Raw genomic sequence first — 25,530 nt, forward strand, 5'->3', positions numbered from 1 at the left:
CCTGATGGCTCCGGTTCTGGAAGTGGCGGATATCTTCCGCCGCCACGGCGAAGCGTTTCGGCAAGCCCGTGCCGAGCATCTGGACCGCGTCGAGCGGCGCGTCATGGGCGCGATCACGGCATGCCGGACGGCTGTGCTCGGCGGCCACGTCGAGCAGTGCGATGACTGCGGCGCCACACGCATCGCCTACAACTCCTGCCTTATGGGCAAAGCCGGTAATGGGGAGCTGGCAATCGCGATCACCGTATTTTCCTGTGTATTGCCGCTCTCGAGCTCTCCATTAGAAGTCGCCCGTGCGGCCCCGTTGGGTCGGCCACTGATGGCCGGTCACATACGGAGACGGACATGTTGGAGACGTACTTCTCGGCAGCGAAGATGCTGGGGCATCTGCGCAGTGGGCCGAGCGGGCCTTACATTGACGGGTTTGCAGCGGCGCTGGAGCAGCAGGGCTATGGCCCCGAGACAGCGGTACGCTATTTGCGAGCGGCAGCTCACATCGGCCATGTCATGGCCGAGCAAGGCGCAGGCCTGACGGACGTTTTGGTCTCGCCGCGTTCGGCGAGCACCTGCGCACTTGCCGGTGTTCACGCGCCAAAGGCGGCCGGCGCAACCACCATACCATCTACGGTGCCAGGCTCTTTCGTCGGCACCTCGTCGAGCTCGGCCTTTGCCGGTCCGAGGCCGTGGGGGCAGCGCCCGCCGAGCCGCAGCCGCTGGTCGCCGACTTCAAGACGTGGCTGCGCAAGCATCGCGGCGCATCCGATGCCACCGTCAGGCTCTACGCCCGCGACGCCGCGGGCCTGATGATGGAGCTTCGATCTGACCCGGCCGGCTGGAAGCCGAACGATGTCCGCAGCTACTTCCTGGAGCGGGCGAGCAATAGCGGGAGTGGCACGATCAAGAAGATTACGACGAGCCTGCGGGCTTTCCTGCGGTATCTCGCAGTCACAGGCCGTTGTCAGGCAGGTCTCGACGGCGCCGTTCCGGCCTACGCTCATTGGCAGCTTGCCGACATGCCCCGGTATCTATCGACCGAGCAGGTCGACCGGCTGATCGCTGCCTGTGACGGCGATGCCGGTGCGCGCCGGCGTGATCGTGCGATCGTACTTTTGTTGGTGCGCCTCGGCCTGCGGGCCGGTGACGGGGCGCAACTGCGTCTCACCGATATCGAGTGGCAAACGGGATCGCTGCGGGTCTGCGGCAAGTCGCGCTACGAGGTCCGGCTGCCGCTACCGCAAGACGTCGGGGATGCGATCGCCGCCTACCTCGAATGCCGGCTGTCTACCCGCCGGAACGATGTCTTGTTCCTGCGCACGATCGCGCCGTGCCGGCCATTCCGACGAGGCGACGGCATCTCGTCGGTGGTGAAGCGTATCATGAAGCGGGCTGACATCGTGCCGCCGGTCAAAGGGGCCCACGCTCTGCGGCACACCGCGGCGACCGAGATGCTGCGCCACGGCGTGCCGCTCGACAAGATCGGCCTCGTCCTTCGGCATCGCGGCATCGATACGACGGCCTATTACGCAAAGGCCGACGTCGCGCTGCTGAAGCAGGTTGCTCAGCCCTGGCCGGAGGCGCTCTGATGCTCGACGCCATCGAGACCTATCTCGCGCTCCGCCGCACTACGGGCTTCGCGATGTCGACCGCGGAGTACCTGCTGAAGAGCTTTGCCGCCTTCGCGACCGCACGCGGACAAACGTACGTCCAGACAAAAACAGCGATCGACTGGGCCGCGCTGGGACCATCCGTCGCGCAACGGGATGCACGGCTAAGAGCCGTCTGTCGCTTCGTACGCCATGTCCGGGTGGAGGACGTCGGGCACGAGCTGCCGCCTGCAAATCACTTCAGCGCCCGTAAGAAGCGTCGCACGCCGCACATCTAAACGACAGACGAGATCAGTCGGCTGGTCGAAGCTGCGCTGCGGCTTCGGCCAATGCGCGACTTACGCCCGCACACGCAAGCGACCTTGATCGCGCTGCTCTCATCCACAGGGCTCAGGATCTCCGAAGCCCTAAAGCTGACGATCGCGGACGTGACCCGCGACGGTCTGCTGATCCGCGAGACCAAGTTCCGCAAGACGCGATTGGTGCCGCTGCACGATACGGCGGCGGCCGGCTTGCAGCGATACCTGGCACGTCGCGGGCCCGGCTCAGACGATGATCCGGTGTTCATCGACAAGCGCAACCGGCCGCTACGCTACATTGCCGTCAAGGAGATCTTCGACAGGCTGGTCGACAAGGCTGGCATCAGATCGACGTCGGCTCGCCGTCCTCGCCTGCACGATCTGCGCCATAACTCCGAGTGCCGGATTATTCCGAGTGGCGACCGGGAGGCCAAAGAATGCGGGCGATTTGTGGCTTTTGTGTCTGCATTATCAGAGGCTCTTCAGGAATGTGAGGAGATGGTCGTCGGGCTTGTAGCGGCCCAACCGGATGTCGGCCGTGTCGGTCCTTGCCAGAGCTTGCTCCTTGAGCTTCATGTCGGCCTGAAGATAGATGGCGGTGGTTTCGACCGACTCGTGGCCCAGCCACAGAGCGATGACCGAGCGGTCGACGCCGTGCTGCCGGCCTGACCTTCCCGCCTGGCTGCCGTCGCCTCTACATCGCAGCTGATGCCGACGCCGCCGGCCGTCAGGGCATCGAGCGCCTCAGCCAGCGCGCGGGCGAGTCAGGGATCCTTGCCCTGGTGTTGCGGCCGCAGCTCGGCGACTTCAACGACGATCTGCGTCATCTCGGGCCTGCCCGTCTCGCGGCATGGCTCCGCGACCAGCTCGTCCCGGAGGATGCCCGTCTCTTGCTGCCGCCCGGATGAATGGGTTCGGGCCGACACGCGGGCCGGGACGGCGTCGCCGGATAGCCTGCAGACATAGCGGCGGTCCGCCGGAGAGGCCGCGCCCGCGGCCTGCCTGAGAGGCGACCCCTGCCACCCCCCGTTCACGGCCGCAACGGCTGCGCCGTCCTCCGCTCGCGCTCCGGCCTTCGGTGCTGCCGCGCCCGCGGCGCGGCCGGGTTGCGCTGTCAGGCCGCGATAGGCGCGGCCACAACCGACGGAGACACGCCATGACCTACGAGCTTCCTCTCGACAACGGCTACGAGCCCTACCACGCCTCCTCGCCGACCGACCGCGTCATCCTCGAACTGCAGATGTACGGCCATCGCCCGCATCAGGACGAACCTGATCCTCGGCCGCTTCCCGACGACGAAGTGATCCGGGCTGGCCTCGCCGGGATCGTCGAGACCTTAGCCGGCATGCTTGGCGACACCAGGCTCGAACCCGATCTCGACGACCTGCTCTGGTCCTTCGCAAACGTCTTCCACCGTGCCGCCGAGCGCGTCGCCCGCAGCCTCGACCGCAACGAGGAAGCCCATCGCTCAAGCCAGCATGAGCAGGACGGCTCGGAGGTGAAGTCCGTCGAGCTGGAGCGGCTGACCGCGGAAGGCATCAGCTATATCGAGCGCCGCAACGTGCTCGAAATCATGCGCGATGAGGCCGCCGATCTCTACGAGGCACAAACCGGATCGGCATGGCGACCGCGCACCGGCTCCAAGGTCTCCCACCAGGCGATGACCGCTTCGGTGATCGACTCCAGAGACTTCCTCGCCGCCCGCCGACACGCCGAAACCGAGGTGCTCGTCCCGGCCGGCACCAAGATCGCCTTCGCCGGCGGCCTCGACTGCAACGACCACGACCGGATCTGGGACGCGCTCGACAAGGCCCGCGAAAAACATCCCGACATGGTCCTGCTCCACGGCGGCAGCCCGCGCGGCGCCGAACGCATCGCAGCCTGCTGGGCCGAAAGCCGCAAGGTCACCCAGATCGCCTTCAAGCCGGACTGGACCCGACACGCCAAGGCGGCTCCGTTCCGCCGCAACGACCAGCTTCTCTCGGTGGTGCCCTACGGCCTGATCGTCTTTCCCGGCTCCGGCATCACCGACAACCTTGCCGACAAGGCGCGTCGGCTGGGCATTCCCGTCTGGCGGTTCGCGGAGGGCGGCGCGTGAGCGCCGTTTTCTTGCAAATCCAGAAAATCCAGATAATATGGAGATTGGTAAGGAGGCCAGCCATGCGCCAGTTCACGACCGGGGATCTCAACAAGCAGGTTGGCGACGTCACCGACGTTGCCAGCCGCGAACCCGTTATTCTCACCAAGCACCGGAAACCCCGGTTCGTGCTGATGAGCTACGAGCACTACGAACGGATGCGCATCGGCGGCGATCCCCGCCGCGCATACCATGTCTCCGAGATGCCGGAGGAACACACGGAACTCTTCGCCGCAGAGATCGACCGATTGGCGCGCGGGGAAGGATACGATGATGAGCGGTAGATTTCTGCCTGGTCAGGTGATCTCCTATCCTTATCTTTGGGCATGGCAACACGAGCGCGGCGAAACGGAAGGCCGCAAGAGCCGGCCGACCTGCGTCGTCATCGCTGTCCGCGGCGCAAGAGATGGCCTGACCCATCTCGCGCTCCTGGCGATAACCACCCAGCCACCGACCAACGATCGGGTCGGTTTGGAAGTCTCCGCTATCGAGTGCCGCCGCGCCGGTCTGACCGATCTCAAACGCTGCTGGATCGTGGTTGACGAATACAACTACGATATTGCCGAACGCTCCTGGTACATCGAATCCGACGGTAAGCCCCTCGGTCGTTTCAGCAAGGCTTTCATGATGAAGATCGCAGGCGCCTTTATCGAAGCGCGCAGCGAGGGCCGCCGCCTCAGCCGTCTGGACTGACGTTCTCTTTTCGCGGCCATGCGCTCGATCCGGGACGTGAGCCTCTGGCTGGCCGACAAAGGCCGCTAACTGCACGCGCGTAGCGCCTCCGGCTGCTCAGGATCCGGGCGCGCCGGCCTGCGGCCGGCCGGGCTCTCGTCGCGGCGTCCCGCCGCTCCGCGAGCCAGCTTCGCCGTCTCGGCCTTCCGGTGACGATCCCTCGCGCAGGGCCAGAGGGAGAGGGCGGCCGGCGCGGGGCGGGGGCGCTGGAGAGAAGGGAAAGTCACCATGTCGATGATATTCATAGGTGGATCACGCGAGATATTCGAGCTGCCGGAACCTGCCATCGCTCGCATCGGCGCAATCGTTGCTGCCGAGCACGGCGTGCTGATTGGCGACGCGCCTGGAGCCGATGCCGAGGCGCAGGGCCTGCTCGCCGGCTACAAGTACGAGCATGTCGGGGTCTTCCATGCCGGCAAGGAACCCCACAACAATCTCGGCGACTGGGCCGCCTACCATGTCCCGTCACCTGGAGGCACTCATGGATCTTGGTACGACGCCGCCAAGGACCGGGAGATGGCGCGGCGCGCCGACTTTGGCATGATGGTCTGGGACGGCGCATCACCCGGTACGGCCGTCAACGTGCTTCGGCTCGCCATCGCCAACAAGCCGTGCGTCATTTACGATCTGGCCAGGGGCCGGATGGCGACGACGTACAATGTGGAGGACTGGTGCGCCATGCTTCGCCATGCTGATCCGGACATTCGCCGCCAAGCCGAAGCCCGCATGACGCCGGACGAGCGTCTAACGTTGCCAGGATGATGGATCAGGTCCTGCCGACAGCCGGCGGGGTCAATCCGATATGTTGATCCGGCAGCTCGCCGCCTAATCCACTTGTATGAGCGGACGGAGCCGGCCCCTTTCGAAACCGGTCCACGCGCAGAGCCGCCGGGCGTTGTGCGGATGATCATCTTGACCCGTCTCGCCTCTGAAGCGGGTGCAAGCGCGCCGAACAACATCCTGGCTTGCCGGGTCATCCAACCTGACTGCGCGGTATCATCCCCGAGGGGCGTGAAGGCCGCTGCCAGCCGGCCCCGATCTCGAAACCGCTATGCCGCCATACCGAACACGCAAGGCGGTCACGCGCCGGGCTGCTGTTCGATGTGTTGGCGATGCCGACCACATGACCCGAGAGGCTGCAGCATGTTCCTGCGATCCGGCAGCGTTGCCTCCGCGGTCTAGCGATGGCGGCCTGCGTTCTTTTCCTTCGGTCGCATCCGGGGCCATTCCCGTTTCATGTCGCCTTTGTAGACGACCGCCTGCTTTGTGCGGTCAACCCCCGTTGGGGGTACACTCGGCGAATATTCAGGAAAATTCGATTTCTGTTTTTGTCTGCGGGCAGGCGAAGGGCCTGCCCGCAATTTTTCGGCAAATAGAATTTTCCAGAATTTTCGCCGAGATGACCGCAGCAGGACGGCCCTCTCCTTTGGCGCCATCGGGAATGGTCCCGATGCAACCGAAGGAGAACTACCATGGCCACCACGATCGCAAACCTCACCACCAAGGCCGACGGCTCGATGGAAGGCGTCTTTGCCACGCTCCGGGTCAATGCCCCGATCACCCTCATCCCGAACACCAACAAGTCGCGCGAGGACGCCCCCGACTACCGGATCGTCAACAAGCGCACAGGCTTCGAGATCGGAGCCGGCTGGCACCGCATCTCCCAGCGTTCGGGAGAGGAGTACCTCTCGGTCAAGCTGGAGGCCCCCGAGATCGGCGTCATCTTCGGCAACCTCGCTCCCGCCCCCGGCGGCGAGGAAAACAAGAAGGTCATCCTCTGGAACAACCCCCAGTGAAGCATCGGTGGCCGGCCCCGCAAGGGGCCGGCTCCCCACCGGCAAAAGGAGGTTGCAATGAGCCGCTACACCATCACTGTCACTGGCACCGTCACCGGACAGGGCCGCTCGGACCCAGACGCTGTCATCGGCTACGATCCGCCACTTCGAACCTACTTCCTGCAAGCGTTCCCGCACGAAGAAACCGACGAGCCCGGTCTTTGGCTCGGCACCCACGATCGCGCGTTCGAAACGCTTGAGGATCTTCACCGCGCAGCCATCTCGCACGGCTACGACTTCATGCCGCTGCCGCCCAAACTGGCCGCAAAGCTGGTCGACGACAAAGCGGCAGCCAGCGGGCGTCCGGTGCAAGACACAATCCTCGGCCAGGTGCTGAAACGCCTCAACCACCCCAAGTAGGCAACACGTCTCAGGGCCCGCGACGGAGTGTTCCGTTGCGGGCCCCTTTTTTGCGCGTCGGAAAAGAGCCACGAACATCAACGGTCCGAGGTAGCGACTCCAAACCGCGGATTACTTTTGCGACCCTGCCGCAGCCGATTAAGGAAATCGGGCCCAACTGCCGGGGACGATTCAGAACAGGCGAGCCGTTGAGGCGGTCGCGACAGGATTCTGGACTTTCCGCGTGTTTTGGGCGCATTCTTGCGGCGGGGAGAAGGGGCTTGGCTAAATCCCGCTACGATGATCGGTCGGGGCCGTGGCGCAATCGTACCGGCGCAGGACGCCCGCTCGCACGAGGCTGGGCCAGCGTGCCGATGCGGCTAGTCTTCGTGACGGTGGCTGCGACCTCCGCTCTGGTAACGCAGTTTGTCATGCACGACAGCGGGTCCCTCCCGGAAATCAATCTGCAGAACCTGATCACGCCGCGACCGGTAGCAATTGCTGGGGTCGCATCTGTCATCGACGGCGACACGATCGAGATCCATGGCCAGCGCATTCGCTTCAATGGTATCGATGCACCGGAGTCAGCACAGCAGTGCGACGACGCCAATGGCTTCCACTATCAATGCGGCGCCAAGTCCGCCGCCGCTCTCGATGCCTTTCTCGCCGCCTCGCGACCGACCCGATGCACGTTTGTGTCATGGGATCGGTATGGCCGCTATGTCGGCAATTGCCGGCGGGCCGATGGTGTCAGCGTCGCCGCCTGGATGGTCGAGAACGGTCAAGCTCTTGATTGGCCGAAATACAGCCAAGGTGCCTACGCCATGCTGCAGGAGAAGGCCAAGGCGGCAAAGGTTGGCATCTGGGCAGGAACGTTTCAAGCGCCTTGGGATTGGCGTGCCAAGCATCGCGCTGACAACGAACAGCCATCGATGATCGCTCCCCTGCTCGCAGTGTCGCCCAGTGCCTGCAACATCAAGGGCAACATCAATGCCCGCGGGGAGCACATCTATCACATGCCTGGCCAGGAATATTACGATCGCACGGTCATCACGACCAGCAAGGGTGAGCGCTGGTTCTGCAGCGAGGAAGAGGCGGTGGCGGCCGGTTGGCGCAAAGCAAAGCGTTAAGCCACAGGGCCAGTTATTGCCCTGCTTTTCGCCTGCGCTGGCGCGTACCGCGGGACCGCTGAGTGCTTCAACGGCTCAGAAAGTGCGAGCATGCGGCAGTGTCAGGATCACTGAATTCCGACGGGCAACATCGCGCCTGCGCCCGGTACACGAAGCGACTTTGTTCAAAGCCTGGCTCCCGTCGCCGTAACGGTTGCCTGTCAACCAGACGGGATCGCTTCTGCGCGTCGGGGGGATCGCGGCTGATAGCCACGCATCCGCTTGGCGCGCAGCAGCTCGAGGAAAAGGGCTACGGCTTCACCCTCGGTATCAAAGGAGTGCTGTACCGTGCGGCCGGTGGTTCCAATCCGGCCCCAACGCCGGACCAGGCAGGTCTGGCCGAACAGTGTCTCCTCAATCGACAGTGCATAGAAGCGCGCCATGTTCCGATCCGCGTCGCGGCGTTCGATACAGAGGCGATAGAGCTGCGCGATCATTGCGGACAGAATCGCGCAGCCGGACGCGCGCGTCCAATGAATGGTTTGAATCAGCAGACGCGGATTGATTCACGCTGATGATGGATGGAACCGAACGTCAGTCGTTCAGCAGCCTCTTTGATGGCCCTTCCTGGAGAGATGCAGCAAATCCTCGTTGGCCCGTATCGTGCGCGGTCGGTCGTGACGATCGACGCTGATCACCGCGTCTGGCTACTTCGGCTGCCGGGCAAGGAATTCCGTTATCAGACCCTGAACCACCTCCTGCATGGTTGTCCTATTGCGCGCGCAATGGACCTGCAGCTCGATCATCTGCGAAACCGGAATGCGCGTGTGCAGCCGGGCTGTCTCGCCGGCTGCCTTTGGCTTTTCGAGCCTCGAATTCGCCGTTCTGGCAGACTGGGTTCTCGTCTGCTGCTCCAGGTTGTCCGTTTCGCTGATGCTGGATTCCACTATGGCAGCCATGTTGCGCGAGAACGGAGCATCCGAACGGGCACGCGGTTTCAAGGCAGGCAGCGGAAGCTGGTTTGCGGTCCGATCGTTTTTCTCGTTCATTGCGAGGTGGCTCCGTTCAGTTTGCGGATGATCTCGGCGGTCAGAGCATTCGTCTGGTCGCGAGCGTCCTGCACCGCCTTGTTCACGGGCTGGACTTCGTAGAGCGTCCCGGCGGTTGCGATTGAGGCGAAGGTCGGCCGTTGCGACAAAAAGGTCTCAAGCACGCTGGCGTCGGCCTGCCGCAGCAGCTGGATCGCCGTGCGAAAAGCCATGGTGTTGTGCTCGATCCCCGAAACCATGTTGAGCATCACCGCGTAGGGAATTTCGCGGTGGCGTCCGCCAAGCGATCGGATGTGCCGGATCAGGCCGAGGCACTGCTTGACATCGAAGACGTGCGCTTTCGTCGGGATCAGCACGAAGTCGGCGTTGGCGACGGCCGGGCCGAGGGCAGCCACGGCCGTGCCCTGGACATCGACCAGCAGAAGGTCCTCGGCGTCAGATTGCGCCAGGCGGTCGATCAGTTCGTCGGTCGAGCTGATAGGGATGACGTCGATGTTCGAAAGAGCGTACCCGGCGCGGTGACTGTTTTTGCTCCACTCCACCGCGGACAATTGCGGATCGGTGTCGAGCACCGACACCCGGTGACCGGCGGCGGCGAATTCGCCAGCGAGCAGGATGGTGGTCATGGTCTTGCCGACCCCGCCTTTGGGCGAGGCCACTGTGATTTGCACCGCGCGTTGTTCCGGCATTTTTTCTCCCAATATTCGCGTGTCACTTTGGCGCCAAAGCGCAGAGGCGATCTGGCGCCAAAGTGCCTTTCTTTCATTATGCCAATGCGCCAATGCGACGAAGTGCGGAGGCACATAAGCGACTGTGCGATAATATGAATTTGCGCACTTAGTTCAATGTTCGAAGGTGCAAAATCGACTCAGCGTTAGTTCATCAGTGAGTTAGTATAATGTTGCGTATTGAATTGACAAGATACGCAATTTGGGTCCAAATTGGCTGGGCAGGTCGTCGCTTCGCTTCGACCTGGACCGTCTTCGACGTGAGGCCCCATGGCGAGAATTTTCGGCACCAGCCCCGCCCAAAAGGACACTCGAAAGCGCTCCAGGATCGATATCGGGCCGGAGGCGGGCGCACTCCTGGACGAGGCCTGCAAGGTGTTCCAGCTTGACCGGGCGGAGACGTTGCGACGCATCATCCGGGCCAGCCTGGATGTCGGCCCCGCTCTGTCGGCAGAGAATTCACGCACTGTCGCGGCCTTGGCCTCGCAAGTCCGGATGGTCGGCCGAAACCTCAGCCAGCTTCTGCATGCCATTCATTCCGGCCACGCCGTCCCAATGGAGGCGACGTTGCCGATATGGGACGCACTGGATGTCAGGGTGAAAGCTGTCGACGCCGAATTGACGGCAATGACGATTGCCCATGGCCTGAAACTTCGGAAGGCGGCGCATCTGCTGGATGGTGAGGACGCGTGAACCTCGACCCGTCGTCCATACAGGCCATAGCCGATCGGATTCGAGCGAGCGCAGCTTTTGAAGAAGAGAACCGCAAGCGCCGCCATCGGGCCCTGTTGTCCTTTGCTGGAAATGACGATGATTGGTTGTTCAAGACGGTTCGCGGCGGGCCGGGGGAGGGCGGTTTCGGCGGAAGCCAGCCCCCGGAACCCGCCGTGCCGCGCTCGTCTGCCCGGGAGTTGGAGCCGCCGCGCGGTAAAGCCGGGCGACTAAACTTCGCCCTGCCAACGAAGCGGCGGAAGCTCGCCGGCGGACCTGCGCCGAGGGCGGCTGCCGACCGGCTGGCGGCCGGGTATCAGCCGGCGGTTCTGAAGGTGATTTCCTATGGGCACGGCGTCACAAGAGCAGCCGCCATCGGTCAATATATCCAGAAGGAGGGCGTCGCGCTCGAAACTCATGACGCCCGCATCCTCGCGACGCAGGCCGCCGTTGCCGAGGAAATGAAACAGTGGGGCAAGGGCTTCGACAAGCGGCGGGAAAGCGACGATGTCGCGACGTTCCGGCTTTCGGTGGCAGGAGAGGAGAATGCCGAGCGCCTTTCATTGGCGGTTCAGGCTGGTTTTGCCGGCCACGGTTTCGCCTATCGTATCGACACGCTACAGGACGGATCGAGCGTTGCGCGTGTCGTTGCGACCATGGCCGGACACAGCGTCGTGCGGGGCGAGAACGGAGACGAGAAGAAGAAGCATCGGTTTCACTTTTCCGATCGGCGCCAGGAGGATCGCCGGTTCTCGGCACCGACCCGGGCCATGATCGCCTCGCGGATCGCCGAGACGCTTGGGGTCAAGGAGGATACTGTTTCGGTCAAGCCAATTGGGGAAGCCAGCCACGGCAAAGCTGGTGTCGTGTTCCATCTCTCGCGCCTTACCCATGACGGAGCGGCGATCGGCGCCGACGGCGTCACGATCGCGTCTGAGGAGGCGGTCCGGCAGACCGCGCAGTCCTGGGACAAGACGCTGAATTCCTACAAGCCGCGCGACACTATGCATATGATCCTGTCGGCCAAGGCAGGTGAGGACGGACAAGCCCTGGTGAGGGCCGCACGTGGGTTCCTGCATGAACAGTTCCCCAATCACAAATTCGCCTTTGGGATGCATGCCGACATGGCCGAGGAGGGCGGCCATATTCATGTCCATGCCATCGTCGCGGTGAAGGGTGAGGATGGTCAGCGATTGCGACCAGGTCCGGCCCAACTTCGCGAATGGCGCGCGCTCTATGCTCAGCACGCACAAGCACAGGGCATGAAAATCGTCGCGACCTCCGCGGCCTATCGAGCGTCATCACAAAGCTATGGTCCGCGCGACAAGGCGATCGTTGCCACGGCCGAAAAGCCGCGGCCAGGTAGGGAGGCGCGGGACCGCGCGTATGCCCGTGCAAACCCGCAGGTCATCGAGAAAGCACGACAGCGGATCGACTACGCGAGGGCCAACCCGATCAAGATTCCGATTTCGGCGCGCCAGCTGCAGGCCACCCAGGCAAGCCTTCGGGACTGGCACTCGGTTGCTGCTTCTCAGCCGGATAACGCGATAGCGAATCAATTTATTGATCGGATGACGCAAGCTTTCCGATCCGGTACTGTTGTGGTTGCTATTCGAGATGGAAAGGGTGTTCAAATGAGTTCAGATGCCACCGCGGACAAGATGCGGGAAAACCTAAAAGAGATCAACGAGACCGTAAACAAGACGGCCGCCATGATGAACGGCCAGACCAAGGCAGAGTTCTTGCGAAGCGCAGCGCCGACCATGGAGCTGCTGGCGATCCGAACGGATCTCAAATCTATGCAGGAGCGCGGTGTGACGCACATTTCGCATGAAGAAGCGCATCAGATCGCCGGATCACGAAGTGAAGCGCTTATCGCAAGAGCATGGGAGATGGAAGATCAACAGTATAGGACCAAAGATCCGTCAGAATGGACGGATGTTGATGTAGCGGCGTTCGCAAGATCCGTGCAACGCTCAGATGATGAATTTTATTCGAAAGGAAACGCGGAACAAGATGAGCCCTTTGCTGAACATGTTAAAGATTATGCTTGGGAGAAGGCGCGACAAGAATATGGTCCTGCTCAACATGAACCAGCGGTCGTGCAGCTCACAAATCGTGCACGTGAGATCGAGGCTACGGAGCACCTAGAGGCACAGCGCGCGAACGAAATCCGCAATCGTGCCATCGAGCGACAACTTCGTGATGAACATGCCGGCTCAATCGATCCGACATCGCTTGAGCAGGTTGCACAAGACCGCGAAATGGTTCGCAATGCCGAAAGCATCGCTGCGAAGGAAGCCCGCGAGGCACAAGCCGCAAGCGAAGCCGCGCGTTCATTGGCGCACAATCCTCACGAGCCGCTTGATCCTGAGATCGTCAAAGGCGAACGGCTCGAAGAACTGCAGCGCCTGCAGTCGAGAAGCATCAACACCGCTCCAGTCGAAGGCGAAGAGCCGGATTCACAAAAGCCGCAAAAGCAGTAGTTGCCTCGCCATGCAACCACTGCGGGGCTCGTTGTTCCCTAAGCCGGGCTCTGGCAGCGGCTCCGTTCGGCACACGCTCGCGTCCAAACGCGGATGGACTCCGAGGAAAGGCGAGGATTAGACACCTGGTGATTATGCAACCTCCTTCACCCGGATTTCTATATCCAAGTGAGCGGAGGCGGCGATGTTGACGAGCGCGTCAAGCGAAAACTTGGCGAGCTTACCGCGCAGCAGATCATTGATACGAGGGCGCGTCAGGCCGAGCCGCTTGGCGGCTTCCTCCTGGGGAATGCCCCAACGCTGGACTGCCTTACGAATTTCGTAGAGCAGCGCCGAGCGCGCTTTAAGGTTTGCTGCCTCCTGTTCGGTGTCCGCCAGGGCGTCCCAGACGTTCTCATAGATTTCTACGTTCATCGTTCTGCCTTCCATCGTTTTAGCCGTTGAGCCGCCAGATCGAGGTCTTTCTTGGATGTGGCCTGTGTCTTCTTCTGGAACGCGTGAAGCACCAAAACGCGGTCCTCCAGGGTTGCCAGATAGATGACGCGGAACGCTCCCGATGCCTCCCGGACTCTGATTTCCCTGACGCCGGCCCCCACGATCTGCATAGGCTTCCAGTCGTCGGGATCGTCGCCGCGCTGGACAAGTTCGAGCTGCCAGCCGGCCTCTATCCGCGCATCGTCAGGAAACGCTCGAACATCCGCCCGACTGTTTCCCAGCCATTCAATCACCTTCATCGGGGTGCACTGTATCGGTTTTGATACAGGCTGCCTAGAGTGAAAATCAATCGCATTTTACGGACGAGCAATCAGCTCACGTCCCCACCAAGAACCGGGAGGCGCTCGAACCGGTTCGATGCGCCCGCCATCGGATTAGGGACGTTTCGTCTGGTTCTCACACTCGACATAGGCACCGAAGGCACAAATCGCTCATTTGTATTCAAGTGAATTTCACGTCCTAGCGATCGCCGTGACGTCTAATTTGATCCTGCAGCGCCTCAAGAGCGGCTGACGGTACCCCGTCGACATCGCCGCTATCCACTGACGGTGACAGGGAACGAGCGCCGGCCTCCACTTCCTGATCGAGCGATGCGAGCAGCGCGGCGATCGACGTGGACTTGTTTCCCGGCCGGACTTGGAATTGCAAGATACTCGCCTTGCCTTCAGACGCACTCGGGTCGGACGCCTTTGATGCTGCCGGCGCCGAGCGCCGGCCAAGGGTGGGAAGCGGCCGCGGCGCAGCATCGGCTGTCTGATCGGTCCGCTTCGGCTTCAACTCCGGAACTTCAGCGGCGACCTCGCTCTTTGCTTCAGCTTCACCGCCCGTTGGAAGGCCTGAGCTTGGCAGCGCCTGTGGTGCGTCCGCGCTGTCGCTCCTTGCTTTCGGCTTTAACCCGACGGGACCAGCCCTTTCAGCCGCCGCACCAGTCGCAGGCGGCACCGCCTCGGCATAGGCTGTATCGCCCGAAACCGGCGCTTCGACGCTATCGGGTTCCCCCAACTCGAAAGGTGCTGCCGGCGCGTTGTTAGCCGCCGCTTCGACCTCCGCCATGGAGCGCAGCGGAAGATCCTGCCATCGTGAGAGAGGCGGAACCTTCAAGCGCCTGTGCCGAAATTGCTGGTAGGTCGCCTTATAGGGAGCGTCCTTATAATAGGTGACCTTGCGCACCATGAAACCAGGGGGGCTCGAGCCCAAAACCACGGCCTGCTTCGCCGGCATCTGCCGAAGCTCCGCCGCCGTCCGGAACGGTCTTTCCTGATAACTTAAACTCTTGTCTCGGCCCCCAAATATACCTTGCCCGGCCCTGATGATCGGTGTGGGGACCTCGATCGTGGTCGGCCCCAGCATTTCAGAGACATGTTCCGAGGTCTCAATGTCGTTCATGCGGATGAAAAGCTTCACCTGACACGCGGTCACCGTGGTCTGCCGCGTCGCTTTTCCATAAACTTCGTCAAGCTGGGCAAGATCCTGCAGGATCAGGACCATGCGAAAGCCATAGCCCGCGTTGATCGCCAGCTTGGAAACGATAGACTCCATTTTGCCGAGCTGGCGAAACTCGTCGATCATCACCAGGACCTGATAAGGCTCGTCAGGACCTGGCGAGGAAGCCATCAGCACATCATGGATTTGCTGAACCAGGAGTTTGATGATGGGCCGGAACACGTCGAGCTGCGCCACCGAGCAGCCGATGAAGAGAGCCGTCGGGTCCTTGCGAAACTTCGAGATATCGAAATCGGTCGACGCCGTAGCGGCTGCAACGAGATCATTGGTCCAGGGGTTGAGAGCCGCCGTCAGGTTGAAGTAGGCCGAGTTTCGCGTTTCCTTTTCCAGCGCAATGAACTGGTTGAGCCCGTGCACGACCCACGAAGGCAGATATTTTTCCTCGTCATTGCGGATATTCGTCAGCACCCTGAGAAAATCCACACCGGTCGAAAGGAGCATCGCGACGGCGCGCAAATGACGCTGCCCCTCATAGCGTGGTGACGTCAGCACATAACCTATCATGGCCGAAAGCAGCTGCCGGCCGGCGCGCGCCCAGATCTCGGAACTTCCTGTCGCCTCGGGGATGATGAAGGAGGAGACCACCGCGCAGTCCGTCGGCATGCGCGCATCGCGCCGGATGAAATCCAGCGGATTATAGCGATGCGAATCCTGCTCGCCGGGCGAAAAGAAAAAGACCTTGTCGCCGAGAGCCTGCCGGTGTGCACCGAACGCCTCGAAGTTCTCCCGCTTCGGATCGAACCACACCGAGGATCCTCGCCACATATACCCGTTCGGTATGACAAAGCTGACGCCCTTGCCGGATCGGGTCGGCCCGACCACGAGGACGTGCGCGGGATCGTCCGAGCGGATCGTCGCCCCGCCCATCTTGCCGAGGATCAAGCCTTGCTTTGCCAGCAGGTTTTTCCTTTCGGCGTCCATGATTGTGCCGAACCGCGCATCGCCGTAGTGCTTTGGCTTGCGGTTGATCAGGCTTGCAAAGATCAAGCCGACGCCGATCGCCACGACAATTGCGACCGCGACCGCGCCGCGGATGATCGTCTCGCTTTGCGTGGGATGATAGGCCAAGCGCTGACTGAAGTGCTGCCAGGCAACGAACAGGCCGCTCAGGCTGCGTTGCGCGTTCTGGTACCGCAAAAGCCCCCAGCGCGAGGCTCCTTCAGAAGGCAGGGCGGGATCCCACCGCCATGTCGCCACCAGCTCGTAAGCCAGGCTCCAAAGGGCAAAGAAAGCAGCGAGACCGATTAGGCCGAGGAAAAGTCTATAGGCCAATACGCGAGACATCCTGGGGAACCTTTCTGGCGGCTCTCCATTCAGTCATGCGGTTGAACCAGATCGCCGAAGTACCGCGCCAGCCGCCCCGGCGCGTCTGTTGGATCACAATCGGCAAAACCGACCGCACGTAATCGATGATCTCCGCCTTGCTCAGACCGAGCCCAGCCTGCATGACCATCAATGCCAACTGCTCAAACGCACCGGCCGGGCTGTCCGCATGGATCGTCGTAATCGATCCGGGATGACCCGTGTTGACGGCGCGCAAGAACGAATAGGCTTCGGCTCCCCGGATCTCGCCCAGGAAGATTCGATCCGGCCGCAGGCGCATTGCCGCCTGCAGCAGCGTTTCAACGGTCACGCGCGCTAGGCCCTGATCGCCCTTTGACGCGACCAGCGGCAGATAGTTGGGCTGGTGTGGTTTGACCTCTCGCGTGTCTTCAATGGTGAGGATCCTTTCATCCGAAGGTACCTCGTGCAAAATCGCGTTCAGAAAGGTCGTTTTGCCCGACGACGTGCCTCCTGAAAGCAAGATCGAATACCGTTCCCGCACGGCCAGGCGCAGGAAATCCTCGATCTTGCCGGCGTCGAGATATTCGCAAAGGGCGCTGTCGGTCTCGCTCAGTTCGCCGGGATCCTGGACGGAGATCGTATCGAACGACCCACGTTTCCGATAATCCTCAAGGCGCATTTCCTTCATGACCTGCTTGCGGATTGCGAAGGCGCCTCCTGCCGGTGTCGCCGGCGCAAGCACGCCCTGAAAGCGTTCGCCGCCCGGCAGGGCGGCCGAAAGCAAGGGATTTTCCTCGCTGACGGACTGCGAGGATGATGCGGCTATACGTTCCATGAGGTAGGTGATCGCGGCGCCGTCGAGCCCGGGCACGTCGAAGGGCTCCATATGTGTCGAGCCGACGATTTCGACCCACACCCGTCCAGGCCCGTTTGCACAGATTTCCACCACGCGATCGTCGTCGAGCCAGCGCCGCACGGGCTCCAGCGCCTTATTTAGAAAGACGGTTCTTTGCTGCCCGTTCACGTCGGATCTCCCTCAACGCCTCGCGCACCGGGTCCGGATAGAATTCGGAAAAATCGAGGTCCCGGCGGACGAACACCATGATGCGCGACCCCTGGTCGACATGGATCGTGGGCGCGATATTGATCGAATTGCGAAGCGCCTCTTCGGCAATGCGGTTGAGGCTTTGCGAGACCTGTTGCGCGCCGATCTGGCGCGCGCTCTGCATGTGCTGGTTGGGCTGCGTCTGGATTGTTACCGTCTGTCCGGTCTGCGGATCCGTATAGGTCTGATTGGTGTTCGACCCGTTCTGGTCATTGCCAAGGTTGGCAATGAACTGCGTCGCGCCGCCCACGACACTCAGAAGGATCGCCGAGCCGAAGCGCTCGAAATAATGGTTGTCGACCTCGCCCGGCATACCGCTCCGACCGAGCTCGTCGGTGCCGGTCGAGCCGAGCTGCACCGACATGCCGTCCGATCGAAGCAGGCGTGTCCACACAATGAACACCCGCGTTTGGCCGGTTGCGAGGCCACTGCGGTATTCACCGATAAGGCGGGAGCCAGCGGGGATCAAAACCCTGCGGCCGTCGAACGACCACACATCCTCCGAAACCACGGCCCGAACCATGCCTGCAAGATCGCTCTGGATGGCGGTCTCGAGCACGCCCTTGATCATCGTCCCTTGGGCGACCAGAGCGTCCGTGCGCGGGTTCATCGTGGCCTTCGATGTATCCGCTCCGCTCCGGCTCGCCCTTGCCAAAAAACGCCGGTTGGGGTCCTCCTCGCCCTCGCTGGCGTTTCCAGGCGCCGCGGCATCCGCTCCATTGGCGGCCAGTGCTGATGCACTGCCAGGCGCGTCGCCGCTATCGACGACGAGCTGCTTGGCGCGCAAGCGCTCCCATTTGCGCCGCTCCTCTTCTTCCTGCCTGCGCCGTTCTTCCTCAGCCAGACGACGGGCTTCGGAATCATCCTGCACCTGTGGTGGAGCTGCGGGCGGTTGCAGGGCCGGTGGAGGGGGAGGCGGCGCCTCGACCGCCGACGGTGGCTGTGCCGGCGCTGCCGGCGGCTCCTCGGGAGCCGTCGGGATTTTCAGGGTGCCGTTATCAAGCTGGGGGCGCGGCGTATCGAGCCCTGGTGCGGGAAACTGTGTGGTGTGAAACTCCTCGCCATCCGACGCCGTCAACAGCGGCCTGTCTGGCGCACGCGTCGCCGCATAGATCATCCAGCCGGCGAACAGCACCGCACCCAGCGGCACCGCGATCCTGAAGAATGTCGTCGCTCCGAATTTTGGCGCGGCGACCGCCGTGCCTTCCTCAGCCAGCATTCTGTACTCATTGGGAGATGGCATCGGGTCCCCTGACTTTCCGAACAGTCCCACCGCCGACACGTTGCGGCTCGTAAGGTTCAATCCCGGTCGGTTCGTTCACATTGTTCAGCCTCAGATTGAAGACGCAGGTCGCGTCGTTGCCGTTGCGCAGGGTCCATTGGTAGTTGACCTTGTCGACGACGATGTACGCGCCCTCGCGGCGATAGTTCACAAGGGTCTCATTGCGCTCGCTGTCGACGACATAAATCGCCGGCACTTCCCTTGCTGGATCGAAGCGGAACCAGGTCTTCACGCCATCGTCGTAAATCACGAGCGGCTTATTGGCCGACGACCCCTTATAGGCATAGGACGAGTTGGCGTTTTCGGCCTTGAATCCCTGCCGGTTCGGCTGAGCCGCCCGGGCCTGGGCTTCGTCCATCAGCGCTGCGCCCGACGCCTCTTCGGGATAGCGGAACTTGATTGCGTAGACTTGTTGTGCAACCGGCCGAAATTCGCCGTTGAGGAAGAACACATAGCTGCGCTTGTTGGTCAGGACATTGAGATTCCCGCCCGCGTTCTTCTCGATCGGCTTCACAAACAGCACATTGCCCTTCTTGTTGGGCTCGATGCTCCAGGCCGGGACGTCGCCAGCGCCCAGGGTTTCGATTTTCTCGTCATCGCCGAATTCGATCATGGTCGAGGCGCCATAGCTGGCGGGCACCGACACCACATCGTCCTTCTGATACCAGACGAAGCGAATACGACTGTCACGAGATCCCGCCCGAGGGGTCTGTTCGGCAAGGGCCGGGTGAACCGCGCAAACGCCGAGCCAGATTGCCATCAGGATGCCGGCGATCTTCATTGCGGTGTCTCCGCGGTGGGTGCCGGCGCCGTCTCCTGATCGCGCCTATATTCGAGCACCTGGAAGCCAAGCGGATTTTGAAAGCGGATCTCGTTTTTGGCCGGCACGCCGGTGTAGCGGAACCGGATCAACGACACCCAATGCCGCTGCACCGTGTTCGCCTGGCTTTTTTCCTCCGTCATGAAACGGACCAGGGCGGTCCTTTGGTTAGGAAACGTCACCGACTTCACAGTCACAGCCACAACGGTGTTTCGCCCGTACAGCACCACGGGATTCGTCACCTTGTTCGCCGGGCTGAAAAGCTCGACGAGCTCCCTCGAGGCATCGCCGGCGCTCAGCAATTGCGCCAGATCGAAGTTGTCCTTCAGCGCCTTCGGATCGTAAGTCTCGCGAGCCTTCACATAACGGACGATATCGAACATCCCCATCGACTCGTCCTGCTGCAAAGGCCCGTCGGCCAGCGGCCGTTTGACCTCGACAAACCCGGTGGATTTGTCGACCACCACCATGTAGGGCTCATAAGTCTTGAGCGGCAGCGCAAGGATCAGAGCGCCCACCGCTGCTACGGCAATGACCGAGGCGACGCTCGCCACACACCACGCCAGCGATCGCGACCAACGATTGCGCCGCGCGATATCTTTTTCCCAGATTGCCGCATCCACATAGTACGGCAAAGGAGACTGGGTTTCCTTCGCCGGTGCCCCAGCGTTTTCCTTCACATCGCTCATTGGTGCCCCAAGACTATGCGGGATCCGTCAGCTTTCGGGAAAGCCGCGCATATTCCGCTGAATCCTCGTACCTTCTTTGTGCGAGACTGACGCGCGCCCGCTCGCGACCCGCCAGGCGTTCCGGCCGCGTGCTCCAGCCCAAGCGTCCCATCAGCCTGCGCTGACCGGCTTGGCCCATCGCCGCGAAGGCGCCGCCGTAGAAGCGCCCAAACGAAGGCGTTCCAATACCAATTCCGCCCGCTAGCGAGGCGGCAACGTTGGTGATTTGCGACAGCAGCAGCACGCCGACGAGGCAGATCAGGATCAGCGGCGCGGCTTCGGTCAAGGTCGTCGTCGCAGCACCGTTCGACCGGTTGACCGCGTCGAAATAGGTCTGGGTGATCGAGATGAAGAAGGCGCAGAAGGCGTACACCAGAATCTGCACACACATGTACTGCACGATCGCGGTTATCCAGCCGGCGAAGAACCGGGTTGTGTAGCCGAACAGCATGAGAATGATGAACACTGGGGCGAGCGCCAGCAAAAGCCAAAGAAAGATCTTCGACAGGATGATGAGGAAGATCGCATAACCGATGAGCAGCGCGCCAACGACAAGGATGATCGCCGCCAGCACGTAGCCGCCGAAGTTCAACACCCCAAGGCTCTTGATAAAGGCGGACGTGGAGTTGGCGAGCGAATCCCAGATATTCTGCAGGGCCGTCTGCACGGAGTTGACGGAGTTCAGCCCGGCTGATGTCCCGGTCACATTGGCCGAAACACTCGTGAGAAGGCTGTTCCCGATCGCGGAAGGTGTGTCATTGGCGAACGAATACGCATATGTTTGAAAGTCCCCCCAGTTGGTCGCCAGAGCGTAGATGACGAAGGCGCGAAACAGGCGCCAGACCATCTCTTTTCCCGATCCCGTCGAGGTTCCCTGCCAGATGCTGATGGCCCAGAATATCACGTACAGCGTCAGCATCAGGCCGGCGACACCCACCTGTCCCCCGCCGGTCAGGGCCGACGCGAGGTTCTGGTAGGCTTGCGATACGTAGTTATTGCCGAACTTGTCGACCTGTTGCAGAAGCGTCGTGATATTGAAATTCATTTGTTCGCCGTCCCGCCTGTAAACAGCGATGGATCGCTATTGAGTGCCTTCATCGGACCGCACTCGAATGACTTCTTCGCTTCTGTTCTTGGTTCGGGCGCCGCAAACGCCATCGGCTGCATCGGTCCCTCGTCGCGCGAGCATGGAGCCTTGAGGGGCTTGTGGCCGCACCCCGAGGTCGCGAGAGCGCCAATGAGGGCGGCCACTGATAGAAGCAAGCGCACCGTCATTGGCCGGACTTGTATTCGAGCCCCCGCGTGGCCTGGGTGATCAGGTTCATACGATCGATGTTTTCCTGGTTGGCGGCCGCCGTGGCGGTGTTCACCGCGCCGATCAGTTCGTTCACGGTCAGACCGGTTTGTACCATTATCTGGCTGTTCTGATCGATCGAGCCCTTGATGTCCTGCGCCGTGCCGATCCTCTGAGCGCCCGACTGAAAAGCGCTGGAACGGGTCTTCACCCCATTTTGCGAGGAGTCCACCAGCCCGGTGACCGTGGCCGCGACGTTCACCAGGGCGCTGTAGTTCTTATCCATCTGCGTCGTCTGACCATTGATCAGACCCGAAATGGTTTTCACCAGCTGCAGGCCGTTGATCAGGTTTGAAACCATTCCCTGCGATCCGTTGCCGAGGCCGGCAAACGACAATGAGCCGCCCGAGATCACGCTACCAAGCGAAGGTGCGCTTCCCATGGAGAAGCCACCATTGCCCAAGGCGATCTGCGCGAGCTGACCAGCCTCGCCCGACCGGTCGCCCGTGACGGCCTGGAGCGTCGCTTGCGTATAGTTCATGATGTTGCGGTCGGTGCTGAGGATCTCGCTCGTTGCCGATGCAATCTGCCGAGCCTGTTCCAGATTGGCCTCGTCGATCGTAGGCACCTGGGCAATGGCGATGCCGCCAAAGCCAAGCAAGAGTACCGCTGTTAACGGAATTCCACGCATAGCGTTTTCTCCTATTGAGCCTGATATTGCTTGACGGCCGACATCAGTTCGTCGGTCGTCATGGTCACGGGAGCGCTGTTCGCGTCCCGTTGGATTTGCGAAAGCATGGGCGACACGTTTTCAACCGTGTCGGTCGTGCGCGGCACCGGGCATGCGCTGTCCGTCGAGGGGCAGCACGTGTTGGCGGCCGTGCCGCCGCTCGTCCCTCCGGGACAGCTCGTCGAGCCGCCCGGGCCAGGCGGCGCGGGCGGGGGATTGGGCACCACCAGGCCGGAGGATCCCCGGCTTGTCAGTGTGGCCGTGCCGATGTTTCGCACGTTGAAAGCTTGGGCGAAGAACCCAGTTGCCTGGATCACCTCGTTGAAGGTCAGTCCGCCTTGGGCTCGGATTGCGCTATTGCGGTCGAAGGCTTCCATGACCGTTTGGTCGGTCCCGATATCCTGGCCCATGGTCTCGAAGACCTGCTTGTTGGGACCCACGGTCGACATGCTGCCATTCATCCCGCCGGCCACCTGGCCGGTGCTGTCCAGAAGGCTTCGTTCGCCTGCATTGCCGCCGACAGCGCCTGATCCCGTTCCGGTCGAGGCGAACGCCGTTGAGCCCTTGACGTCGGGATTGACCTGTTCCAGGGAGGCCCGGCCACTCGCGGGATCGACCGAAGCCTTGGGGCTCGTCACGTTCTGCGCCTTTTTGGGGGTCGTCACCGAGCATTTGACGCCCTGCGTCGCGGACTTCGTGTCCTCCTGGATCAGCTTGATCTGAACCTTGTCGGCCTTGTCCTCACTTCGCTGCGACAGAATAGAGCTGTCAGAAACCGGCACGGCCGCCATCGCCATCGATCCGGCGAAAATCATCACAACGGCGGCCGTCGCGCCAACGATGGCATTCATTCCGGGTCCCTCCCAAGAAAGATTGGCAACCAAACCTGCGGATCGTCGCCGACCCGCGCGCGCAGTGCGTCGAGCTCCTGGACCGTCTCAATTCGACCGGAGAGGATCTTGATCGCGTCAGGCATCGCGCCCAGATTAAGGCGCGCAATGACGCTGTCCTGGTCATGCTTGATCAGGAATTTGCGGGCTTCCGGCGGGGTTTCGCGGATCCATTTGATCTCGCGCTCGGACAGCCCGAACGCCCTGTGCGACTCCTCATCTGCCTTCGGGTTGGGGAAAAAGATATTGGTCGGCGTCTGTTCGATCAGCGTGTTGGCGATCGACGATTTCACGATATCCGCCGCAGACTGTGTGCCGAAGCCAATGATGCCATTCAATTTTCGAATGGTTTTCAGCTTGTCCTTGATGAAGTAGCTGAAAATATCATTGTCCAGGAGCTTCCAGCCTTCATCGAGGAAGATCATGACCGGTTGCCCGTCAAGCAGCTCCTCGATGCGATGGAAGATATAGAGCAAGGCCGCCGTGCTGGTCGTTGCGTCGCTCAACACGCTCGTCATGTCGAAGCCAAAAATGGACGACATCGAAAACGAATCTTCAGCGTTGTTGAACAACCAACCGCGCTGATCGGGCCTCATCCATGGCTGGAGACGCGAATAGAGATCGTCATCGCCGGCGCGCATCGCACCACGCAACAGCTCGGCGAACTCCTCCATTGTTCGACCTTCGGGCGGTGCGCTTGCCACCTGGGCGATCGCGTTGCGGATGACTTGCTCCTCGCGCGTCAAGTGGGCGTGTCCGTCGGCGCGACGCAGCATGAAACTGAAAAGCTGGAAGAGAAATTCCCGGTTGTGCGGCGTATCAGGCAGCCGCAACGGATTGAAGCCGGAAGGCTCGCCGGCCTTGAGAACCTCATAGCGGCCGCCAAGCGACCGCACGAAGATATCCAGGCCGCGGTCCTTGTCGATCATGACCAACTTGGGGCGCGGCGTGATGCGCTGCGCCTGTGCCGCGAGAAAGCCGAGCAGCACCGTCTTGCCGGAGCCCGAGGGACCGTTCAGGGTGAAGTTGCCGAGATCTCGAACATGGAAGTTGAAGAAGTAGGCCGTTTGCGACGTCGTCTCGAGCACGCTTATCGGCGTTCCCCAATGCACCCCACCAGCCCGGCCGCTCGGATAGTTATGGAAAGCCGAGAAGCCCGCCATGTTCTTCGATGAGATCATCGATTTGCGCGCCACATAGGCGAAATTGCCGGGCAGGGTGGCCCAGAACGCTGGTTCACAATTGAGGTCCTCGCGAACCCACAGGGCGGACACCTCCGTCAGCGCGGTACCGACGTCGGTCACGCAGCGCGCCACGTCGTCCATGGTTTTCCCGAGGCACAGCACCGTCAGATGATGCAAACCATAGAGCGCTTCCGAAGATAAAAGCTCATCGCGCGCTTCGCCGAGTTGATCGGCGACGATCGAGCCGGCTTCATCCGACATGTCGATCTTGCGCCCGACCCGCTCCATCTGGGTCAGCGCCTGGGGCTTGTCGATGATGGCGAAGGATTGCGTCACGATGAATTCGTGCGGCACCTTCAGCATTGGGTTGAGCATCCCCGGTCCCGTAATGGAAGGGTACTCGCCTACCGAAATGATGGCGCCGTATCGCGTTTCGCCAGTGAACGCCCCGCGAATTTCCAGCGCATTCGGGCCGAAGAACAGCCGCTTGGTCGCCAGCGCCTCCGCGAGCTTCATGCGCGGCAGTGCCATGGGCCGCGGACAGCCGCCATTGACAAGCTGCACCAGGAACTCCAGCGGCTCGGAATGCCAAACGTCGTTGCGCTTGACGACGGTCAGAACCCGCGCGCCATACGCCTGCAGGCTCTCTCGGACGGCTTTCATCACGTCCGTGAGTTCGATCAGCGACCGCTCCTCGCTCGAAGAGCGACCGTCCGCCGCCCTGCGTCCCAAAAGCTTGCGGATCACCAGATCCGCTGTCCCGACGGTTCCCTGCAGTTCGCGCCGCACGATCGTCAGGTAGATGTCGTTCACAAACATGCGCTGGGTGCGCAGGGCCGCCGTATAGCGCTGGTCCAGCTCTTGGCAGAACTTATTCTCGAAGCTCGACTCGATCGCCGGCTTCACCTCGCGGCGCAGGATATGCGAGTAGATCGCATAGCGGGAATTCGCCAACCCCCGAATGAGATCGTTGCGACCGAGCAGGCGCGAATTGATCTCGGCGATATCGATCGTCTCGAAGCACAGCCCGCTCATGTGAACGAAGGACATCAACATGCCGTCCTGCGTCTTGATCACCTCGTCGGACACATGCCGCGAGTAGGGTATATGGGCCGAAACCGGGTTCTCCCGACGAGATACGGCCCCGAAACTCAGTTCATCGCGAAGAGCCCGTGCGATCGCCACG

At 61.8% G+C, this 25,530-nt stretch carries 26 protein-coding genes and 2 pseudogenes; 14 read left to right on the plus strand and 14 right to left on the minus strand.

Features of this window, described 5'->3' with window-relative positions; all coding sequences use genetic code 11:
- Nucleotides 1–4: 4 nt before the first annotated feature.
- The 12 genes and pseudogenes from ABID19_RS28660 to ABID19_RS28715 all read left to right on the plus strand — a co-directional run.
- A pseudogene (locus ABID19_RS28660) lies at nt 5–199 on the plus strand (transposase zinc-binding domain-containing protein); the annotation flags it as partial.
- 484 nt (nt 200–683) lie between these two features.
- A complete protein-coding gene (locus ABID19_RS28665; protein WP_006205578.1) occupies nt 684–1,583 on the plus strand; it encodes a tyrosine-type recombinase/integrase in 900 nt (299 codons plus the stop codon).
- Nucleotides 1,583–1,882, plus strand: a complete 300-nt coding sequence (locus ABID19_RS28670; RefSeq protein ID WP_263804996.1) for a hypothetical protein — start codon at nt 1,583–1,585, stop codon at nt 1,880–1,882. Before ABID19_RS28665 ends, ABID19_RS28670 begins: the two co-directional genes overlap by 1 nt.
- 51 nt (nt 1,883–1,933) lie before the next feature.
- Complete coding sequence (locus tag ABID19_RS28675) at nt 1,934–2,572, plus strand: tyrosine-type recombinase/integrase (RefSeq protein WP_263804995.1); 639 nt, start codon at nt 1,934–1,936, stop codon at nt 2,570–2,572.
- Nucleotides 2,563–2,811, plus strand: a pseudogene (locus ABID19_RS28680) (toprim domain-containing protein); the annotation flags it as partial. The gene ABID19_RS28675 and the pseudogene ABID19_RS28680, both read left to right, overlap by 10 nt.
- 248 nt (nt 2,812–3,059) lie before the next feature.
- Nucleotides 3,060–4,001 (plus strand): DUF2493 domain-containing protein, encoded by a 942-nt coding sequence (locus ABID19_RS28685; RefSeq protein ID WP_263804994.1) that lies wholly within the window; start codon nt 3,060–3,062, stop codon nt 3,999–4,001.
- Between the two features lie 62 nt (nt 4,002–4,063).
- On the plus strand, nt 4,064–4,324 hold the full coding sequence (locus ABID19_RS28690) for a type II toxin-antitoxin system prevent-host-death family antitoxin (RefSeq protein ID WP_057143280.1): 261 nt from the start codon (nt 4,064–4,066) through the stop codon (nt 4,322–4,324).
- Nucleotides 4,314–4,733 (plus strand): hypothetical protein, encoded by a 420-nt coding sequence (locus tag ABID19_RS28695; protein ID WP_263804993.1) that lies wholly within the window; start codon nt 4,314–4,316, stop codon nt 4,731–4,733. The genes ABID19_RS28690 and ABID19_RS28695 overlap by 11 nt, the downstream gene beginning before the upstream one ends.
- Nucleotides 4,734–5,000: 267 nt before the next feature.
- Nucleotides 5,001–5,534 (plus strand): hypothetical protein, encoded by a 534-nt coding sequence (locus ABID19_RS28700; RefSeq protein WP_263804992.1) that lies wholly within the window; start codon nt 5,001–5,003, stop codon nt 5,532–5,534.
- Between the two features lie 710 nt (nt 5,535–6,244).
- The gene (locus ABID19_RS28705; protein WP_006205585.1) at nt 6,245–6,568 is read left to right on the plus strand and encodes a DUF736 domain-containing protein; all 324 of its coding nucleotides are present in this window, start codon (nt 6,245–6,247) and stop codon (nt 6,566–6,568) included.
- 57 nt (nt 6,569–6,625) lie between these two features.
- Nucleotides 6,626–6,967, plus strand: coding sequence for a hypothetical protein (locus ABID19_RS28710; protein ID WP_263804991.1), 342 nt, complete (start codon nt 6,626–6,628; stop codon nt 6,965–6,967).
- A 260-nt stretch (nt 6,968–7,227) separates the two neighbouring features.
- On the plus strand, nt 7,228–8,076 hold the full coding sequence (locus ABID19_RS28715) for a thermonuclease family protein (protein ID WP_244426066.1): 849 nt from the start codon (nt 7,228–7,230) through the stop codon (nt 8,074–8,076).
- 200 nt (nt 8,077–8,276) lie between these two features.
- Here the strand turns inward: ABID19_RS28715 and ABID19_RS28720 are convergent, their stop codons facing one another.
- From ABID19_RS28720 to ABID19_RS28730, 3 genes are all read right to left on the minus strand, one after another.
- Complete coding sequence (locus tag ABID19_RS28720) at nt 8,277–8,552, minus strand: WGR domain-containing protein (RefSeq protein WP_006205588.1); 276 nt, start codon at nt 8,550–8,552, stop codon at nt 8,277–8,279.
- 210 nt (nt 8,553–8,762) lie between these two features.
- The gene (locus ABID19_RS28725; RefSeq protein ID WP_263804989.1) at nt 8,763–9,104 is read right to left on the minus strand and encodes a hypothetical protein; all 342 of its coding nucleotides are present in this window, start codon (nt 9,102–9,104) and stop codon (nt 8,763–8,765) included.
- Nucleotides 9,101–9,793, minus strand: a complete 693-nt coding sequence (locus tag ABID19_RS28730; RefSeq protein ID WP_263804988.1) for a ParA family protein — start codon at nt 9,791–9,793, stop codon at nt 9,101–9,103. Before ABID19_RS28730 ends, ABID19_RS28725 begins: the two co-directional genes overlap by 4 nt.
- Nucleotides 9,794–10,102: 309 nt before the next feature.
- Here ABID19_RS28730 and ABID19_RS28735 point away from each other — a divergent pair, with 309 nt between their 5' ends.
- Both ABID19_RS28735 and ABID19_RS28740 read left to right on the plus strand, forming a co-directional pair.
- A complete protein-coding gene (locus tag ABID19_RS28735) occupies nt 10,103–10,525 on the plus strand; it encodes a hypothetical protein (protein WP_006205591.1) in 423 nt (140 codons plus the stop codon).
- The gene (locus ABID19_RS28740) at nt 10,522–13,029 is read left to right on the plus strand and encodes a relaxase/mobilization nuclease domain-containing protein (protein ID WP_263804987.1); all 2,508 of its coding nucleotides are present in this window, start codon (nt 10,522–10,524) and stop codon (nt 13,027–13,029) included. Before ABID19_RS28735 ends, ABID19_RS28740 begins: the two co-directional genes overlap by 4 nt.
- 132 nt (nt 13,030–13,161) lie before the next feature.
- Here the strand turns inward: ABID19_RS28740 and ABID19_RS28745 are convergent, their stop codons facing one another.
- The 11 genes from ABID19_RS28745 to ABID19_RS28795 form a co-directional block, all read right to left on the minus strand.
- Complete coding sequence (locus ABID19_RS28745) at nt 13,162–13,443, minus strand: helix-turn-helix domain-containing protein (RefSeq protein ID WP_006205593.1); 282 nt, start codon at nt 13,441–13,443, stop codon at nt 13,162–13,164.
- Entirely contained in the window at nt 13,440–13,763 is a 324-nt protein-coding gene (locus ABID19_RS28750; RefSeq protein WP_263804986.1) for a type II toxin-antitoxin system RelE/ParE family toxin, read from the minus strand. The genes ABID19_RS28745 and ABID19_RS28750 overlap by 4 nt, the downstream gene beginning before the upstream one ends.
- Before the next feature lie 220 nt (nt 13,764–13,983).
- Nucleotides 13,984–16,299, minus strand: coding sequence for a type IV secretory system conjugative DNA transfer family protein (locus ABID19_RS28755; RefSeq protein WP_263804985.1), 2,316 nt, complete (start codon nt 16,297–16,299; stop codon nt 13,984–13,986).
- On the minus strand, nt 16,289–17,335 hold the full coding sequence (gene virB11, locus ABID19_RS28760) for a P-type DNA transfer ATPase VirB11 (RefSeq protein ID WP_263804984.1): 1,047 nt from the start codon (nt 17,333–17,335) through the stop codon (nt 16,289–16,291). Before virB11 ends, ABID19_RS28755 begins: the two co-directional genes overlap by 11 nt.
- Nucleotides 17,301–18,659 carry a type IV secretion system protein VirB10 gene (virB10, locus tag ABID19_RS28765; RefSeq protein ID WP_354494171.1) on the minus strand — a complete coding sequence of 453 codons (1,359 nt, stop codon included), beginning with the start codon at nt 18,657–18,659 and terminating at the stop codon, nt 17,301–17,303. The genes virB11 and virB10 overlap by 35 nt, the downstream gene beginning before the upstream one ends.
- Nucleotides 18,643–19,479 (minus strand): P-type conjugative transfer protein VirB9, encoded by an 837-nt coding sequence (virB9, locus tag ABID19_RS28770; RefSeq protein WP_263804982.1) that lies wholly within the window; start codon nt 19,477–19,479, stop codon nt 18,643–18,645. Before virB9 ends, virB10 begins: the two co-directional genes overlap by 17 nt.
- Nucleotides 19,476–20,207 carry a VirB8 family type IV secretion system protein gene (locus ABID19_RS28775; RefSeq protein ID WP_263804981.1) on the minus strand — a complete coding sequence of 244 codons (732 nt, stop codon included), beginning with the start codon at nt 20,205–20,207 and terminating at the stop codon, nt 19,476–19,478. Before ABID19_RS28775 ends, virB9 begins: the two co-directional genes overlap by 4 nt.
- A gap of 13 nt (nt 20,208–20,220) precedes the next feature.
- Nucleotides 20,221–21,291, minus strand: coding sequence for a TrbL/VirB6 family protein (locus ABID19_RS28780; protein WP_263804980.1), 1,071 nt, complete (start codon nt 21,289–21,291; stop codon nt 20,221–20,223).
- A 226-nt stretch (nt 21,292–21,517) separates the two neighbouring features.
- Nucleotides 21,518–22,231 (minus strand): type IV secretion system protein, encoded by a 714-nt coding sequence (locus ABID19_RS28785; RefSeq protein WP_263804979.1) that lies wholly within the window; start codon nt 22,229–22,231, stop codon nt 21,518–21,520.
- A gap of 11 nt (nt 22,232–22,242) precedes the next feature.
- Nucleotides 22,243–23,154 (minus strand): hypothetical protein, encoded by a 912-nt coding sequence (locus ABID19_RS28790; protein WP_354494172.1) that lies wholly within the window; start codon nt 23,152–23,154, stop codon nt 22,243–22,245.
- Nucleotides 23,118–25,529, minus strand: a complete 2,412-nt coding sequence (locus ABID19_RS28795) for a VirB4 family type IV secretion/conjugal transfer ATPase (protein WP_263804977.1) — start codon at nt 25,527–25,529, stop codon at nt 23,118–23,120. The genes ABID19_RS28790 and ABID19_RS28795 overlap by 37 nt, the downstream gene beginning before the upstream one ends.
- Between the last annotated feature and the right edge of the window lies 1 nt (nt 25,530).

The organism is Mesorhizobium robiniae (assembly GCF_040545535.1).
In the GTDB taxonomy this organism is placed as follows: domain Bacteria; phylum Pseudomonadota; class Alphaproteobacteria; order Rhizobiales; family Rhizobiaceae; genus Mesorhizobium; species Mesorhizobium robiniae.